The organism is Bernardetia sp. ABR2-2B, assembly GCF_037126435.1.
Classification (GTDB): domain Bacteria; phylum Bacteroidota; class Bacteroidia; order Cytophagales; family Bernardetiaceae; genus Bernardetia.
Genome location: NZ_CP147020.1, coordinates 3,096,620 through 3,113,370 on the forward strand (window position 1 = coordinate 3,096,620; position 16,751 = coordinate 3,113,370).

General features: G+C 31.8%; 12 protein-coding genes. 9 read left to right on the forward strand and 3 right to left on the reverse strand.

Annotated features, from left to right (window positions below):
* Positions 1-90 precede the first annotated feature (90 nt).
* A complete protein-coding gene (gene thrC, locus WAF17_RS13210) occupies positions 91-1,404 on the forward strand; it encodes a threonine synthase (RefSeq protein ID WP_338760233.1) in 1,314 nt (437 codons plus the stop codon).
* A 15-nt stretch (positions 1,405-1,419) separates the two neighbouring features.
* Here the strand turns inward: thrC and WAF17_RS13215 are convergent, their stop codons facing one another.
* Positions 1,420-2,037, reverse strand: a complete 618-nt coding sequence (locus WAF17_RS13215) for a hypothetical protein (RefSeq protein ID WP_338760238.1) — start codon at positions 2,035-2,037, stop codon at positions 1,420-1,422.
* A 695-nt stretch (positions 2,038-2,732) separates the two neighbouring features.
* Between WAF17_RS13215 and WAF17_RS13220 the strand changes: the two genes are divergently transcribed.
* From WAF17_RS13220 to WAF17_RS13245, 6 genes are all read left to right on the forward strand, one after another.
* Complete coding sequence (locus WAF17_RS13220; protein ID WP_338760241.1) at positions 2,733-3,071, forward strand: HU family DNA-binding protein; 339 nt, start codon at positions 2,733-2,735, stop codon at positions 3,069-3,071.
* 165 nt (positions 3,072-3,236) lie between these two features.
* On the forward strand, positions 3,237-4,172 hold the full coding sequence (locus WAF17_RS13225) for a tetratricopeptide repeat protein (RefSeq protein ID WP_338760244.1): 936 nt from the start codon (positions 3,237-3,239) through the stop codon (positions 4,170-4,172).
* Positions 4,173-5,117: 945 nt separating this feature from the next.
* A complete protein-coding gene (locus WAF17_RS13230; RefSeq protein ID WP_338770188.1) occupies positions 5,118-6,683 on the forward strand; it encodes an Rne/Rng family ribonuclease in 1,566 nt (521 codons plus the stop codon).
* A gap of 419 nt (positions 6,684-7,102) precedes the next feature.
* Positions 7,103-9,289 (forward strand): M48 family metallopeptidase, encoded by a 2,187-nt coding sequence (locus WAF17_RS13235; RefSeq protein WP_338760247.1) that lies wholly within the window; start codon positions 7,103-7,105, stop codon positions 9,287-9,289.
* 5 nt (positions 9,290-9,294) lie between these two features.
* Positions 9,295-9,993 carry a hypothetical protein gene (locus WAF17_RS13240; RefSeq protein ID WP_338760250.1) on the forward strand — a complete coding sequence of 233 codons (699 nt, stop codon included), beginning with the start codon at positions 9,295-9,297 and terminating at the stop codon, positions 9,991-9,993.
* A gap of 85 nt (positions 9,994-10,078) precedes the next feature.
* Positions 10,079-11,602 (forward strand): hypothetical protein, encoded by a 1,524-nt coding sequence (locus tag WAF17_RS13245; protein ID WP_338760253.1) that lies wholly within the window; start codon positions 10,079-10,081, stop codon positions 11,600-11,602.
* Between the two features lie 68 nt (positions 11,603-11,670).
* Here the strand turns inward: WAF17_RS13245 and WAF17_RS13250 are convergent, their stop codons facing one another.
* Together WAF17_RS13250 and asnS are read right to left on the reverse strand one after the other, a co-directional pair.
* On the reverse strand, positions 11,671-12,099 hold the full coding sequence (locus WAF17_RS13250) for a hypothetical protein (RefSeq protein ID WP_338760256.1): 429 nt from the start codon (positions 12,097-12,099) through the stop codon (positions 11,671-11,673).
* A 2-nt stretch (positions 12,100-12,101) separates the two neighbouring features.
* Positions 12,102-13,571 carry an asparagine--tRNA ligase gene (gene asnS / locus WAF17_RS13255; protein ID WP_338760259.1) on the reverse strand — a complete coding sequence of 490 codons (1,470 nt, stop codon included), beginning with the start codon at positions 13,569-13,571 and terminating at the stop codon, positions 12,102-12,104.
* Between the two features lie 389 nt (positions 13,572-13,960).
* Here asnS and WAF17_RS13260 point away from each other — a divergent pair, with 389 nt between their 5' ends.
* Entirely contained in the window at positions 13,961-15,835 is a 1,875-nt protein-coding gene (locus tag WAF17_RS13260; protein ID WP_338760261.1) for a potassium transporter TrkG, read from the forward strand.
* Between the two features lie 12 nt (positions 15,836-15,847).
* Positions 15,848-16,645, forward strand: coding sequence for a hypothetical protein (locus tag WAF17_RS13265; protein WP_338760263.1), 798 nt, complete (start codon positions 15,848-15,850; stop codon positions 16,643-16,645).
* Positions 16,646-16,751: the final 106 nt, after the last annotated feature.

Sequence of the window (16,751 nt, forward strand, 5' to 3'; positions counted from 1 at the left end):
AAAAATAACTTGCTGTTAATATAGGTTTTGGCAAAATGATTTTTTATTTTTATCAAAATCTTATTCTTAGTCTTTTCTTTATCATTCTTAATGAATTATTCTAGTACAAACGGAGATACACAAGTTGGCTCACTACGTGATGCATTATTTCAAACATTTAGCGTAAAGGGTGGACTTTTGCTTCCTGAAAATATAAAGCCTTTATCCAAAGAATTTTTAGCAAATCTTCATACTTTTTCTTTTAAAGAAATTTGTTTGAAAGTCTGTTTGAATCTTTTTGAAGATGAAATTCCAGAACAAGATGTAGAAAGAATAATTGAAAATACCTTTGACTTTGAGATTCCGTTAGTAGAAATTTATGAAAAAGAAGTTTATTCATTAGAGCTTTTTCATGGCGAAACTCTTTCTTTTAAAGATGTCGGAATGCGCTTTTTAGCAGAACTGATGAGTTATTTTTTAGAAAAAGAGAAAAAAAGTAAAGAGATAACTGTTTTGGTAGCTACTACAGGTGATACAGGAAGCGCAGCAGCAAGTGCATTCTTCAAAAGAAAAGGAATGAAAGTTTGTATTCTTTACCCAAAAAACAAATTGAGTTTGTTGCAAGAAAAACAGCTCAACACATGGGGAGAAAACATCACAGCTTTAGAGGTTGATGGAACTTTTGAAGACTGTCAAAGACTTGTAAAGGAAGCTATAATGGATAAAGAGTTAAATCAAAAAATACAGGTTACGACAGCTAACTCTTATAATGTTGCTCGTCTTTTAGCTCAATGTTTGTATTATTTTTGGGCAGTTGCACAGCTGAAAGGAGAAAAACGAACAGCTATTTTTTCTATTCCAAGTGGAAATTTTGGGAATTTGACAGCAGGAATTATAGCCAAAAAAATGGGGCTTCGTATTAGTCGTTTTATTGCTGCCACTAATATTAATGACGTTGTTCCACAGTATTTGCTTAATGGGAGTTTTGAGCCACGCCCTGCAATTCGTACTATTTCGACGTCGATGGATACAGGAAATCCTGTTAATTTTAAACGTTTGCTTACCCTCTACAATCATTCTTATACTCGTTTTTGTGCAGATATTGCAGGGTATAGACTAACCGACCGAAGAACAAAAAATACGCTTAAAGATCTCTACGAAGGCTATAATTATTTAGCTGACCCACATTCTACGGTTGCTTATGCTGCTCTCAAAAATTATCTTACTCCAGAGAGTGAAGTAGGAATTTTTCTTGCCACAGCTCACCCAGCCAAATATTATGAAGTAGTCAAACAAACCATCTTTGATATAGAATTAGAAATGCCTCCATTTTTGGAAGAAGCATTGAGAAAAGAAAAGCAAGTGGTTTCGATTTCTTCTAAAATTGAAGATTTGAAGGAGTTTTTAACTAAGATAAAGAGTTAAATTCTAACCAAACTATTACTTTTGTTTTTTTGTAGGATAAAGAATAATTATTTGAATGATGATGCCAATCACAATGAGAAACATAATTTCTATGTTTGTAAATAAGTCTATTGTGCTAAAAGCTCTATTTACCCTATACAATTCTCTTTTTCCTTCTTCAACTTGAATAATAGCCAATTTATCTAAATTTTTTCGTAGATAAGATAATTGGGTTTCCATTTTATTTCTCCACTCAGTATTGTTGATAATGCTACTATCATTTAAAGGTTGTTTTTCTATTATTTCTATTTTTTCAAAGTCATTGCGTAATCTTTCTAAATATTTCTTTTCATTATAAGTAAGGTTAGTATTAGAAAATTCATCTAATAAAGTATAAATAGAATCATTTATAATAGTGCTTTTATTAGTATAGAAATCACTATTTGAAAGTAAAAATGCAATCCTTTTTTCTTCTGTGAGTGTAGAAATATTATAGATTAGGTTTTTTACAAGTAATCTATCTTCATACATCGTAGAAACCGAATTTCTTATACCTTCGATATGTCTTCTATCAAGTAGGTTAGTTGCCAAAATCAAAAAAAATACGAATAGTAACCCACCTGCCCACTTTATTTTATTTATTATATTTTTCATATAAAAATTGTGTTGTACGAAAAAAAACCTTCCAAAAGGTATAACTCTACAACCTACTAAAAGTTTATAGTAATACTATCAAAATCTTCAATTAGAAATACTATTTTCAATTGAAAATATAAAATCAAATACAAAAATTAACTTTTAATATATCCTGTTAGATTATTTTTTTAATAAAAAAACTTGTTAATTGATTCATTTTCAGTAATTTAGCGTTTTAATAGTATGGAATTAATTTTCAAACTGTTTTTACAGCTAAAAACAGTTCAAAATTTGTAATAAAAATAGATAAAGAATACTATTTTGATTGTAAAGAACTCAGTTCAAAGTATAATCTTATCATAAAAGCAGATTTTTAATACAATTTTACTTGCTAAATTCAAATTACAAAAGTACCTTTGCAGTCCCAAACAGTCTTACAACAATCTGAAAATGAAGAGATTAGTTTTCTTTAATTATGATTCTAAAAAGTCATTTTATAGTTTAATTCTGATTTGGAATACAAATAAATAACAAAATTAGGAAAAATAACAAAATTGTAAATTTATATTTTGTGTGAAGATAAAAACAAAAAATTTAATCGTTTTAATTTTTATCTATCCTAGCTTATTGAATTTTATTCTTGATGATTCATTTGAAAGACTGATTTATCAATTTATTTAAAATTCATTCTTTTAACCTAAAAAAAAACCACAGTGACTAAAGCAGATCTTATTGCCGAAATCGTTAATCGTACAGAAAAAGATAAATTAGACGTTCAAAATATCGTAGAAGAATTTTTCAACGTAGTAAAAGACAACATGGCAGACGGAGAGAACATTTATGTTCGTGGATTCGGAAGTTTTGTCAATAAAAAAAGAGCTAGAAAAGTAGCTCGTGATATTGCAGCCAAAAAGCCAATGGTTATCGAACCTCATTTTGTTCCTAGTTTCAAACCAGCCAAAACATTTGTAGAAGCTGTAAAAACAAGTGAAAAATTACTTGCAGAAGTAGAATTAGAAGAGTCTGATAGAAGAATGAAAGCAACAGCTTAAATATAATTATGAATTATAAATGGTAAATTATGGAATTTCATTAAATCATAGTTTAATATTGAAGTATCTGTTTTTAAGAAAACCTATTTTAATAATAATCTGTTTTAGTGTATTATATTCATAATTTACCATTCATCATTAATCATTCACCATTGTTTTCAAGTTATGCAAATCAAACAGTATTCACTTATTGCAGCAGGAGTTGGATTAGTTGCTCTTTTGGCGTTTTTACCTAAGGGTGTAGTCAAAAATGATGCTGATGCTTCTGCAAATCGTGATAAAGGTATCGTTTCGACTTCTTCTTCCCTTAACAGAGAATCTGAAAATACTATTCCTGACGGACATAGTGAAGATGATGGACACGACCATAGTAATTCTGATTTTTCTTCAGAAGAAACTCAAGACGGTGCTACACAGCATTTAATGACTGTTTCAGAAGAAGACAAAGCATTGCTAAATTCGGCTCGTACACTTTATTTTGAAGTGGCTAATAGACAAAACTCAAATCATAATGATAAGCACCAAGCCCTAGAGAATTTTGTCGAAAGCCTAAAAAAAATCAGCCTTTTTGATAGTGCAGCTTATTATTTGGCTATCGAAGCAGATGAAAACCCAACTTTAGGGCATAATCTTGCAGCAGCTGATGCGTATTATGAAGCTTCTGTTTTTGCAATCAATCCAAAAAAAGCAAGTGCAGCTTCTTCGAAAGCGAAAAGATATTATGAGCTTGTTTTGAAGGAAGACCCAAAGAATACAGATGTAAAGGCACAACTTGCCATGACATATGTAACTACCACCAATCCAATGCAAGGAATTGCGATGCTTAGAGAGGTTTTGGAAGAAAATCCTAATCATATCAAAGCTACTGAAAACTTAGGTTTACTCTCTGTTCAGTCTGGTCAGTATGATAAGGCTGTTACTCGCTTTGAGAAATTAGTTGAACTAACACCAGATGATGTTTCTGCACACTTGTACTTAGGAGTAAGCTATAAAGAAACAGGAGCAAAAGAAAAAGCTAAAAAACAATTAGAGTTTGTTTTTGATAATGCAACTGACCCAGCTTTGAAAGAAGCAGCTAAAGAGTATTTAAAAGGATTATAGAGAATGGTCGCTCGTGGGGGACACGAGCAACGGTAGTTTTTATGATTTACTCTTTTTATTACAAAATGATTTTTCATTTTGAATGACAAATTGACCATTGCTCGTGTCCTCACGAGCGATTCTCAACCAAATAGGACAAATTTTCATTAATAGTATGATTTTTGTACTATTTATAGTATCTTTGCCAAAATTAGGTGTGGAGTAAGCAAATTCATTGAAAATTGCTTTATTCTTCTTTTTTGGGTATATTAATTTCTCAAATCTACACCCTCAAGGATTTGGTGTTTAAGGAGTTTCATTCAAATGTCTATTTAGATACTTGAAAGGACATACTTAACTTAAAAAGATAGGCAAAGATGAAAGTTATGAAGCTAAATTTATAATTTATTATAATTTGTCTAGTCTAACAAAATCAGCCAAATCAAATCTATATATTATTTGACTTATATAATAAACCATAAAAGTTTATTAGTAATCATATTTCAAAATTATTTTAATCATTTAAATCAATAACATTATGCCTTGCGGAAAAAAACGTAAAAGACACAAGATTGCTACTCACAAACGTAAAAAACGTCTTCGTAAAAATCGTCATAAGAAAAAATAACTGACACTCTCTACAAAAGCAGACACATTTATTCTATCAGGTTTTCTGAAAATAAACGTATCTGCTTTTGGTATTGAAAAGCGTTTGTGGCAAAATGTAGCAAACACTTTATAATGAATAATTACGGATTATGAATTACGGATTACGAATACAATGAATTGAATATCAATAATTTGTGTTTTAAAATTAGTGTCTTATTTAATTTTACTCCTTAACTCTTATGAACTAAAAATTTGTGTTTTTTGCAAACACAGCCATAAACGAAGCAAAGAATCTTCCTAACCGAGTTAAAGCGCAGGTTAGTTTAGATGAATTATTCAACTAATCGAATTACGAATGTGAGTAACGAATTAGTAATTAATGCCACTCCTGAAGGAGGGCGAATTGCGCTTTTGCAAGATAGAAACTTAGTAGAGTTTCATCACGATGAGGGAAATCATCAGTTTTCAGTAGGAGATATGTATTTAGGAACAGTCAGACGTATTGTTCCAGGCATGAATGCAGCTTTCATAGACATTGGATATGAAAAAGATGCATTTTTGCATTATTTGGATTTAGGTCCAAATGTAAGTTCTTTGATAAAATATACGAAGCAAGTACGTAGTAATAATCCAAAAAATGGACAGCAAGACTACAAGTTCAATAACTTCAAGCTAGAAAAGCCAATAGATAAGCTCGGTAAAATGGGGGATGTCTTGAAGCCAAATCAGCTTGTGTTAGTACAAGTAGTTAAAGAACCAATTTCAACAAAAGGACCTCGTTTGTCGTGTCAGCTTTCATTAGCTGGTAGATATTTAGTATTAGTTCCTTTTGATGAGCGTGTTCTTATTTCTCGCAAAATTACTAGCAAAACCGAACGCCGTCGTCTTCAACGTCTTATAGATTCTATCAAACCAGAAGGTTTTGGAGTAATTGTAAGAACAGTTGCAGAAGGAAAAGATGTAGCAGAGCTCGACAGAGATATGAGTACACTTTCTGATAAATGGCGTGACGGAATGGCAAATCTTGCTAAGGCAAAGCCTAGAGATAAAGTAATTGGAGAAATTAGCAAAGCAACTTCTATGCTTAGAGACCTCTTAAATGAGAGTTTTGATAGCATTACAGTAGATGACGCAAGTACGTTTGATACCATAAAGGAGTATATTCACAAAATTGCGCCTGATAAAGAACGCATCGTAAAGATGTACAATGGAAGAGGCAAAATTTTTGAAACCTTTGGTATAGAAAGACAACTAAAATTGCTATTTGGAAAAACAGTAAGTTTGCCAAGTGGTGGTTATTTAGTTATCGAACATACAGAAGCTCTACATGTTGTAGATGTAAATAGTGGTAACAAATCGTCCTCAGAAAACGACCAAGAAACTACTGCACTTAAAGTCAATATGGAGGCTGGAGCAGAAGTTGCACGACAACTGCAACTTCGTGATATGGGAGGAATTATTGTGATTGACTTTATTGATATGCGAAAATTAGAGAATCGCCGTGCTTTGTATGACCACATGAAAAAAGTCATGCAAACCGACCGTTCTAAATTTACTATTTTACCATTATCTAAGTTTGGATTGATGCAAATTACACGTCAGCGTGTGCGTCCTGAACTTAACATTGCAACTAGAGAAATTTGTCCTTCGTGTAACGGAACAGGCAAAATTTCGGCATCTATTGGTGTAGCTGAAGCCATTACGCATAAGCTAGACTATATTTTAGGCAAACAAAATGAGAAGAAAGTAACTATTGCGTTGCACCCTTATTTATATGCGTTTTTTACAGCAGGATTTATTTCTGAACGTATGAAATGGTTTTTTAAATATTACAAATGGGTAACCTTAGTAAAAGATTCTTCTTTAGCTCTCACACAGCATCATTTTTATAATGCCAATGGAGAAGAAATTGAAATGGGATAAGCCCATTTTATAGAAAACTTACAAAGTGGATTGAATTATATTCATTCACTTTCATTTATATAAAACAAGACATGTAATTGTCGCCTACTTAGAAAACAAAAGACTTAACAAAAGAGAATATTTCCCTCTCCTTTTGTGCAAAAGCAAGAAAAACCTTAGCCAACGGAACGGCTAAGGTTTTTTTGTGTCTAAAAAAATAAGATTAGCAGGTTATAAATTAAACCTTATCTCAGTTTGTATTAAGGTAGTTCAGACATCTTGTCTGAACACAAAAAATAGTATTTTATACTATCCAACAGTCTGGAAGACTGTTATACAAAAATAACCGTGATAACCTTTATTAAATGGAAGAAAAGAAATAAATTATTTTTTACTAGATTTGCAATTCTTTTATTATTCAACCTTTTTTATTTCTATTAATGAAACAAATCTTACTTATCTCTACATTATTATTACTTAGTGTATTGATTGTAGATACTTCAAATCTTTACGCACAACAAGATTATCTACACCAACCCTTAAAATCAGAAGGTAAAATACCACCTGCTTTCCTCAATACCGTAAAAGAAAACTACGCTATCAATTCTGAAAACCGTACGGAAGCTGACTTAGATGACTTCAATGTTATTAGTGGTTATGCTGTCAAACAATTACTTTGGAGTGGCAAAATCGTATTTGGAGATACTGTTACTCGTTATCTTAATCGTGTTGCTGATATTGTTTTGAAAGATAACCCTACGTTGCGCCAAGAAATTCAGATTTATACAGTTAAGTCATCTGTTGTGAATGCTTTTACTACTTCAGACGGGTTTATTTTTGTGAATCTTGGACTTATTGCAAATTGTGAAAACGAAGCTCAACTAGCCTATATTTTAGCACATGAAATTTCTCATTATGTCAAACAACATAGTGTAAATAGATATACCTATCGTAGAGAAGAACAAAGAAATGCAGGTAGGTTTACGTGGAAAAACTCTAACAGAGAAAAAGTAGATTATACAGCACGACTGAATATTAGTAATTATTCCAGAACACAGGAAATAGAAGCTGATGATTATGGACTAGAACTCTTCAGTAAAACTGCCTACGACCAAGATGCCTCCGTAAGTGGTTTTGAGATGCTTGATGCCTCAGATACATTAGAAAAAGTAACCTTCAAAAAAGCTTATTTTACCAATCAATATATACAAGAATTTGATGATTCTTTATTTAGAGAACGCACTCCTCCTTACACAACTGTTGGAAGATGGATTGGATTAGATGTAGAATACGAAAGTGAAGATGAAGACGAAAAACTTTCTACTCATCCAAATATAGAAGCACGTATCAAAAACATTTCTAAGAGAATTACAGAAACTACCAATCAAAATAAGCTATACATAACAGCAACAAAAGAAAGTTTTCAGAATATCAAAAAAATAGCTGATTATGAAATACTCCAAATTCAGCTTGTACAAAACAGGTGTATAGATGCTATTTATCAAATTATTGCTCTGAATAATAAGTACAATGAAAATAGTTCTACTGATATAACTATGGCAAAAGCTCTTTATGGAATAGCCAAACATGGAAATGTAGAAGAAAAAATAAGTACAAATTATGACTATTCAGAAACAGATTGGAAAGATAACAATTGGTACGCTGCTTTAGGAGAAATGACAGAAAGAGACAAAACTATATTTGCTCTTACATACTTGTTTTCTAACCTAGATAAAAAAATAGATACTCTCTATTCAAAAAAAGCCATAACAGATTTATTGATAGATGTTTATATTTATCACGATGAGTTATTGAAAGAAAATTTGAGGATAACAAATAATTTTGATTCTGTATGGACAACTCAAATGACAAAACATGCTCGTTATGATGAGTTTTTGAAGGTAGCAAAAGAAGAGTTTGATGAATATCAAGAATGGGAAGACTTCAAAGAAAATAGAAAAGGTATGCGAGAATACAGAAAAAGAGTAGTAAAAGCTCGTTATAACGGTTTCAAATTAGGAGTTGATGATGTAATGATTACAGATGTTCGCTATCTCAAAATGAATGTTAAAAAAGGAAAAATTGCTCCTCTCAAAACATTGATTGATAAAGAAGAGTATGCCATCGAATCTATAAAAGAAAGTGCTGATAGATTAGACCTAAATACGCTTGTTCTTGACCCTAGAGCATTAGAAAAATCGGAAACTACACTTGCTATTTTTAATGATTTGGCTACTGTAAATTCTTGGTACATAGCACAGCCTGATATAGATGAAATGTACACCTTTGTAACCAGTAATTACACAGATATTGAAGAAGTGGCAGAGCGAAACGGAACAAGGCATTTTGTTCGTATGGCAATGTTAGATTTGAAAGCTCCTTTTGAATCAAGTAAATACTACTTATACGGTGGTGCTGGTTTTATTTTTACTGCCGCAGCTTTCTATATGTTTCCTTATACAATTTATAGGACTTTTGTAAATCATGATGCTATTATCCTAACAGAAGTATATGATTTGGATAGGTCACGTCCATTGATTATGTATAATGTTTCTGGAAAACCTTTTGGAAAGACAAACATGAAACAAAATATTTTCTTCCAACTTTCTCAAATAAAATCTAAATAAAAGATATGAATGTTTTTATAAAAAATATTGTAAGTAGTTTGTTGATACTTCTTAGTCTTACAATAATCAGTTCTTCATTACAAGCTCAAAATAAGCGTTCGAAAAATATGCTTGTTGGTTATATGGGAAAGCGTGTTCTCTTGAATGCCTATCTGAATACAAACATAATTCCTATATCAACGAGCTATCTTCCTTACAATCATATTGAAGGAGGTTTCCTATCTTCAGTAAAGCTACCTGTTGCGTGGAGCTTGGAAGGAGAGTATCTTCTTACTCGTAGATTTGGAGTTACTCTAGGTTCTACTTCTTTTCGTGCCTCAGTATATGATCCCTTTAATGGGGAGAGTATAACCAAATTAAACACACGAACTACCTATATTGGAATCAAAAATTACTTGAAGCGAGAAGGTGGTTTAGCTCCAGTAGGATTTTATCAACAACTACGCCTTCAAAGATTGATGGTAGAACAAGAGCGTTTTAGAAATACATCAGATGGATATGTTTCTCAAGAAAATAAAAGCTCTATGAAGCCTTCAATGATGCTCGGTTACGGAGTTGGTTTTAATTTTGGAATAGGAAAAATACCTCTTTTCACAGTAGGAGCAGATATAAATGCCCCTTTATCAAGTTCTGACTTAATTCAAGAGGGGTTTGCTATGGTTAGTTATACTGTTCGCTTGGGAGTAGTTGTTCCATTATTCTAAAGTTAATATCGTATCTATATCAAAAATTAAATTCTACCTATATCACATATTATGGGTAGAATTTTTTCTTAAAAAAAGCAAAATTATGAAATTTAACTATAAATTTTTACTGCCCTTTTTTCTCTTTTTTTATTTTCCTTATCTTTCTTTTGCTCAAAATTATGAAATTATAGGAGAGTTTGAACAGCGAATCGAAATGAATAGCTTTCCAAGCATTTATTATATGGAGCAAGATAAAGTTCTTTCCGTCCGAGTTAATGCCATAAGAAGAGGAGATTTTTGGGTAGATTTTAAAAAAGGAGGAAAGGTGCAGGAAACAGAGTACACAAAATTGGGCGACGGATATGAAGGAGAGAAATATAAGAGAATAGGTATAAATAAGTTTTCTAAAAAAGACAGCATCATTTATATCTTTAAACAGAAGACAAATCGTAATCTATTTTATTTTTCTTATCAAGAAGAATTGGAAGGAGATAAATCTTGGCAAATTGATATTTCTTCGCTTACCGATATTCAGATAGACGATGAAGTAGTTTATAGAACCAAATTGATTACAGATTATTTACTTGCTATAACAGTTTTTGGTGTAGAAAATGATTCAACACTTTATTGGCTTTTAGTAGATATAAAGAATGAGAAAGCAATCAATTTTTTTTCTACTAAAACGAAAACTGATTTTAGTTCTCTCTCAGACATATTAAATAATCTAACTACAAAAGGAGATTACGTACTCTATCAAGAATATAAACACGAAAGGTTCTCAAAAAAGGAAGCAAAAAAATATGGAAAGAATCATAGTGAGGAAATAGGCAAACACATACAAACTTTTTATATCAGAAAAATAGGAACTGATGAAGTAGAGAGCTATCAAGTAGATCAATCTAACTATTTTGTAGGAAAATCTCAAGCCTATCTATCAGAAGATGGAACATTACAAATCGTAGGACTTTACTCAAAACTTCCACAAGCTCGTCTATTGTTTCGTCACATGTTCAGTTTTGAATCTACCAATACCAATGATGTAAGAGGAATATTTGTTCAAACATTTAAAAATGGACAGAAAATTAGTGATGAAAAAATTCCATTAACAACTGACATCATCAAAAAGGCAAAAACAGAATCAAATGGTACGATTGCTTTAGCTATATTAGTTCCTGCTCCCTTGAAAAAGGAAGAAAACAAAACTACCTTAATGACATTGGAAGTAACTTTGTATTCTGGTAACCAACAAAGAAAACCTCAATACGAGAAAATTACAGTTTGTATAGATCAAAATAGCAAAATTACATGGTGGGATTTATTGCATATTGGAAGAGGAGAAAATGATGTAGCTTTGATAAAACTTGAAACAAATGAAGAGAAGCAAAACGACGAAAAATATACTACTTTGGTTGTTAACTCTGACAGGATAGAAGCCTATAAAGCAGTCTGTGGAGCTACCTCTAACAAAAAATTTGAGATTCCAAGTACAATTAAGAGGTACAAATATGTAACTATGCAACCCTTTATGAATGAAGAAAATGACGTTTATGCACTCTATAGCAGAGGAAAAAAACATATCCTTGTAAAGCTAAACACAGGAAAGACTTTTAAGGAAATATTAGATTAAAAATAAAAAGCCTAATGAAATTAAATATTTCTTAGGCTTTTTGTTATATCAAATTTGCATAAAAATTATTATTTTTTGCTATTTTGAATGTGTGTGATAAAGCTTTCATCACATGATTTTATAGTCAAAAATTCAAAATTAATAATAAAAAGATGTTTTAAGCCATTTTGAATCAAGATATTTTCTTTTGATTGTTCCATCAACTCAGTTATTAAAAGTGTATTTGGAATAGATTTATCGAACTGATAGATAATCAAACTTTTTGTATTTAATTCAATTATTTCTTTAAGAGTCACTAAATCTACTTTTAAATCCAAACTCATATTTCGAACAGAAATATCTTTTAAAATTTGACTTGTTGGAAGTTTCAAATCTGTTTTCCACCAAGAAATATAAGAATATGGACTGAAATTACTGATAAAAATATAATTCAAACTTTTATCAATAAGCTTCCAAATATCTTCATTAGAATCAATTTCTATTGTTATTTCATGCATTCCTAAAACTCAGCATTTTTAGGAGTACGAGGAAAAGGAATTACATCTCTAATATTTCCCATTCCAGTAATAAAGAGTATCAAACGCTCAAAACCAAGTCCGAAACCAGAGTGTTCGACTGTCCCAAACTTACGAGTATCCAAATACCACCAAAGCTCTTCTGTAATTCCCATTTCGTCAGTACGTGCTTGTAATCTATCCAAACGCTCTTCACGCTGCGAACCTCCTACAATCTCTCCAATACCTGGGAAAAGTACATCCATTGCTGCTACGGTTTCTTTGCCTTCTTCTTCTCCATCATTTTGGCGCATATAAAATGCCTTGATGTCTTTTGGATAGTTGTAGAGAATAACTGGTGTTTTGAAATGCTTTTCTACTAAGAAACGTTCGTGTTCGGATTGTAAATCTACTCCCCACTTTACATCATATTGGAATTTTCCTTTTTTGTAATGCTTAGAGCCAAGCAAAACATCAATTGCTTCTGTATAAGTAACTCGCTTGAAGTCGTTTGCCAAAACAAATTCTAATTTTTCAATCAGACCCATTTCTGCACGTTCTGTTTTTTTCTTCATTGAGTTTTCTTTATTGAACTTTGCATCTAAAAACTCAATTTCTTCTCTATAATTGTCTAAAGCATATTTGATAAGATATTTCAAAAAATCTTCTACTAAATCCATATTATCTTTCAAATCATAGAAAGCCATCTCAGGTTCTACCATCCAAAATTCTGCTAAATGACGAGCCGTATTTGAGTTTTCGGCTCTAAAAGTAGGACCAAATGTATAAACTCTTCCTAATCCTAAAGCTCCAAGTTCAGCTTCCAGTTGTCCAGAAACAGTAAGGTTAGTAGGTTGTCCGAAAAAATCTTCTTTATTATCTATTTTTCCCTTGTGGTCGCCTTCTGTAATTTTAGGAATTGAATCAAAATCATCAATATCAAAATTAGTTACTCTAAAACTTTCTCCTGCGCCTTCTGCATCTGATGCTGTAAGTATTGGAGAATGCCAGTAATAAAAACGACGTTCGTTGAAATAATTATGAATAGCATAAGAAAGTGCATGACGCAAACGGAAAATTGCACCAAAAGTAGTAGTACGACTTCTAAGATGTGCATTTTCTCTCAAAAACTCCATCGAATGTGCCTTTGGTTGAATCGGATATTTTTCGGCATCAGCATCACCCAAAATCTCAATTTTATCAGCCACAATTTCTACGCTCTGACCTTTTCCTTTAGATTCTACTAAAGTTCCTGTAACCGAAACGGCAGCACCTACATTAAAACGCTTTCTAATATTTTCATCAAACTTTTCAGCATCAGCCACTACTTGAATATTCTGAAGGCTAGAACCGTCATTAAGTCCTAAAAAACGAACATACGCATTTCCACGTTCTCCACGAATCCATCCTTTTGTATGTACAGGTTGGTCAAACTCTTTTGAGTCTAATAGCTCTTTTATATCTTGTCTTTTCATAATTTAATGATTTTGTTCGCTCGTGAGGACACGAGCAACGGCAGTTTTTTGATGTTGTATCTCATCAAACTAAGTTGCTTTTCTGTATTCTCTCTAAAAATGATTTGTTAGAATAAAATGACTTTACAGTTGCTCGTGTCCTCACGAGCTACACTAATAAAAATCAATACAAAACAACATCATTTTTTTGAGAATTTAAAATTGGAACACAAAATAATAGTTGTAAGGTTCATTTTTTTATGAAAATAGAGATAATCAACTGCTTTTCAAGTTCGTTTAATTATTTTTTTGGCAAAAAAATTTGTTTCTTTGAACTAAAATTCAATTTGCATTCGTATAAAAAATAGTAAGTTCTATTTTTGCCAACAAAGTAAAATTGTAAATACTACTTGAAGAATTTTAAAACTCGCTTTTCTACTTATAGAAATACTTTTCGGGAACAGTTTCAAAACCATGTGTTTGAAAGCCGTGACAGAATTTTATTATTGATAAAAACACTTTCAGTAATCTGTTCGGCTATTGCGCTTGGGTTTTTGGTGTATCGTTATGGTTTTTATGTAGATGCTCCGATTGAGCGTGTTATTTTCGGAACGCTTGATGTTATCTTTTTTGCATTTGCAATCTTTTTTGTTTTTCGTGTAATTTATGATTCTCATTGGATTGATTTTTTGCGTCGAAATTGGTTTGAGGCTCTTTTGATAGCTTTTGTGATTTTTTGTGGGACATTAAACTATATCCTTAACTTTAGGATAACCTACTACTATTTTGAGCTTTTAGGCTTTACCAATCCAGAATTATCAAACCAACATTTTTTATCTATCTATATGCTTTTGATGATAGGTTTGGATTTGACACGAATTACTACGCTTCTTTCAGAAATTAGTTATAAACCTGCCACAACCTTCTTACTTAGTTTTGTTCTTCTTATTTTGATGGGAGCGGGAATGCTAATGTTACCTACCATGACCCCTGGTAAAACAAGTATGGATTTGATTGATGCTATTTTTACTTCTACAAGTGCTTCTTGTGTTACTGGACTTATTGTGGTGGATACAGCAACTGCTTTTACGCTCAAAGGACAGATTGTAATCCTTGTTTTGATACAACTTGGAGGAATTGGAATGGTTTCTTTTGCTACCTTTTTTGCAAGTTTTCTGACACAGGGAGTAGGAATAAAACACCAATCTATCATTCAAGATTATTTGAGTAGTGAATCACTTGTTTCGGCTACAAAGCTTCTGCGTAAAGTCGTTTTGATTACTCTTTTTATAGAGTTTTTGGGTACAATCGGTATTTATTATGCGTGGGACGAAGAGCTTTGGGAGCAAAGTCAGCAATTTGAAGATGTAGGAGAGAAAATATTTTTTTCCTTTTTTCACTCTGTTTCTGCATTCTGTAATGGTGGTTTTAGCTTGTTTTCTGGAGGTATGGCAGATACAAATTACAAGATTGATAGAATGTATAATTTGCATTTTATTATTGTTTGGATTGTCATTTTGGGAGGACTTGGTTATACCACGATTGAAGATATTTTTTCATTCAAAAGCATCAAAGAACGCTTTATAAGACCTTGGAAACAATGGAATGTAGTAACTAAAATTAATGTTTATACTACTTTTACACTTCTTGCTATTGGTACAATCGGATTTCTTTTATTAGAAATAGAAAAGCTGACAGACAGAACAATTATTCAAGCCTTTGTAACGGCACTTTTCCAGTCTATGACAACGAGAACAGCAGGTTTTAATACAATGGATTTTGAAGCTCTCAATCCTGCTACCATTATGATGTGTTTGGTTTTGATGTTTATTGGTGCTTCTTCGGGTTCGACGGCTGGTGGTATCAAAATAACTACTTTTGTACTTGTTTTTGTAGCTGCTGTGGCTAATATTAGAAGACAAGAACGTATCGTAATTGCTAACCGAACGATTCCAGATGAGCTTATTAGAAAGGCGTTTTCCATCTTTATTTTTGCGATTGCTTATAATATTTTGGCAATTTTTCTCTTGCTTTTGGTACAAGAACCCTCCTCCCCTAATGATACAAAATTTATTCTAAAGATTATTTTCGAACAGGTTTCAGCCTTCGCTACTGTCGGAATTAGTATGAATCTAACAGGTGAACTTTCTTTTTGGGGAAAAGTAATTATTATTGCTTCTATGTACCTAGGTCGTGTCGGAACACTTACTCTTGCCCTTGCACTTAGTAATGCTGTGGTTACCAACTCTTATCGCCATCCGAATGCTCACGTAATGGTGGGTTAAAATCAAAAAAAAATGCTTCATACTCATTATTTAGATACAAATTCTCATTCAGATTTCTTAAAACAAGAGCGTATTGACCCCATCACAGGTGAAAAAATAGAAGAAGGGCATACCATTGTGATTTGTGCTGCTTGTAAGTCTGCTTTTTTTGTAGAAAGTTGGGAGTATTTGGGAAATGAACATTGTAATCAAGAAGAAACGCTTTCTGAAATTCCTACTGTTAAATCTTTACAGTTGGTCGCAAAACCTTTAGAGTATTTGCCTTTTTTGTTTAGAAAGGGAAGCTATTTTGCTAAGGAAGGCAAGGAAGGAAATTGGGAGCTTATCAAAAACTCAATAATATTTATTTTGGGAGGACTTATTTCTACTTTTCTATTAATCTTCTTTGTGATTTTAATAGGAGTTAAAACCTCACCTATTTATGGTGTTATTTTTCTAGGAGTAGTATTGAGCCTTGTTGGTATAATCGTAAACTTATATCGTAACAAAAAATCTTTTATAGGTAAAGATAATCCTAAAAAAGCAACCTATGTAGCTCTTGATTTAAAAAACCAGTCTATAAACTACAAGAAAAAAGACAGGAAAAATATAATTAATTTTGCTCAAGTCAGAGTCTTAAAGTATTCTCTTAAATATATTTCTTCTCAAATTTGTCGTAAAGAAGATAGTTATATTCTGTCACTAGAAATTAATACTAAACAATATCAAAAAATAAGGTTTCATACTATTTTACATAAAAATGAAATTCCACACTGGAGTAAATTTTTAGAAGAATTACCTTATACTATTCCTGTATTAAATCAGAAATGATTGCAGGTTCTTTTATTCTTCCTTAGAAGTTGTTTAAGAATAGAAAACTATGTTTTCAAAATGAGTTTTTTATAGCAAATAGGTCAGTCCCAAAGGGCAGACCGTC

Bases quoted from the DNA above. Each gene is read 5' to 3' on its own strand.
- WAF17_RS13240 (WP_338760250.1), top strand. From the start codon at position 9,295: ATGAATGTTTTTATAAAAAATATTGTAAGTAGTTTGTTGATACTTCTT.
- WAF17_RS13225 (WP_338760244.1), top strand. From the start codon at position 3,237: ATGCAAATCAAACAGTATTCACTTATTGCAGCAGGAGTTGGATTAGTT.
- WAF17_RS13235 (WP_338760247.1), top strand. From the start codon at position 7,103: ATGAAACAAATCTTACTTATCTCTACATTATTATTACTTAGTGTATTG.
- WAF17_RS13250 (WP_338760256.1), bottom strand. From the start codon at position 12,099: ATGCATGAAATAACAATAGAAATTGATTCTAATGAAGATATTTGGAAG.
- WAF17_RS13245 (WP_338760253.1), top strand. From the start codon at position 10,079: ATGAAATTTAACTATAAATTTTTACTGCCCTTTTTTCTCTTTTTTTAT.
- WAF17_RS13265 (WP_338760263.1), top strand. From the start codon at position 15,848: ATGCTTCATACTCATTATTTAGATACAAATTCTCATTCAGATTTCTTA.
- thrC (WP_338760233.1), top strand. From the start codon at position 91: ATGAATTATTCTAGTACAAACGGAGATACACAAGTTGGCTCACTACGT.
- WAF17_RS13215 (WP_338760238.1), bottom strand. From the start codon at position 2,037: ATGAAAAATATAATAAATAAAATAAAGTGGGCAGGTGGGTTACTATTC.
- asnS (WP_338760259.1), bottom strand. From the start codon at position 13,571: ATGAAAAGACAAGATATAAAAGAGCTATTAGACTCAAAAGAGTTTGAC.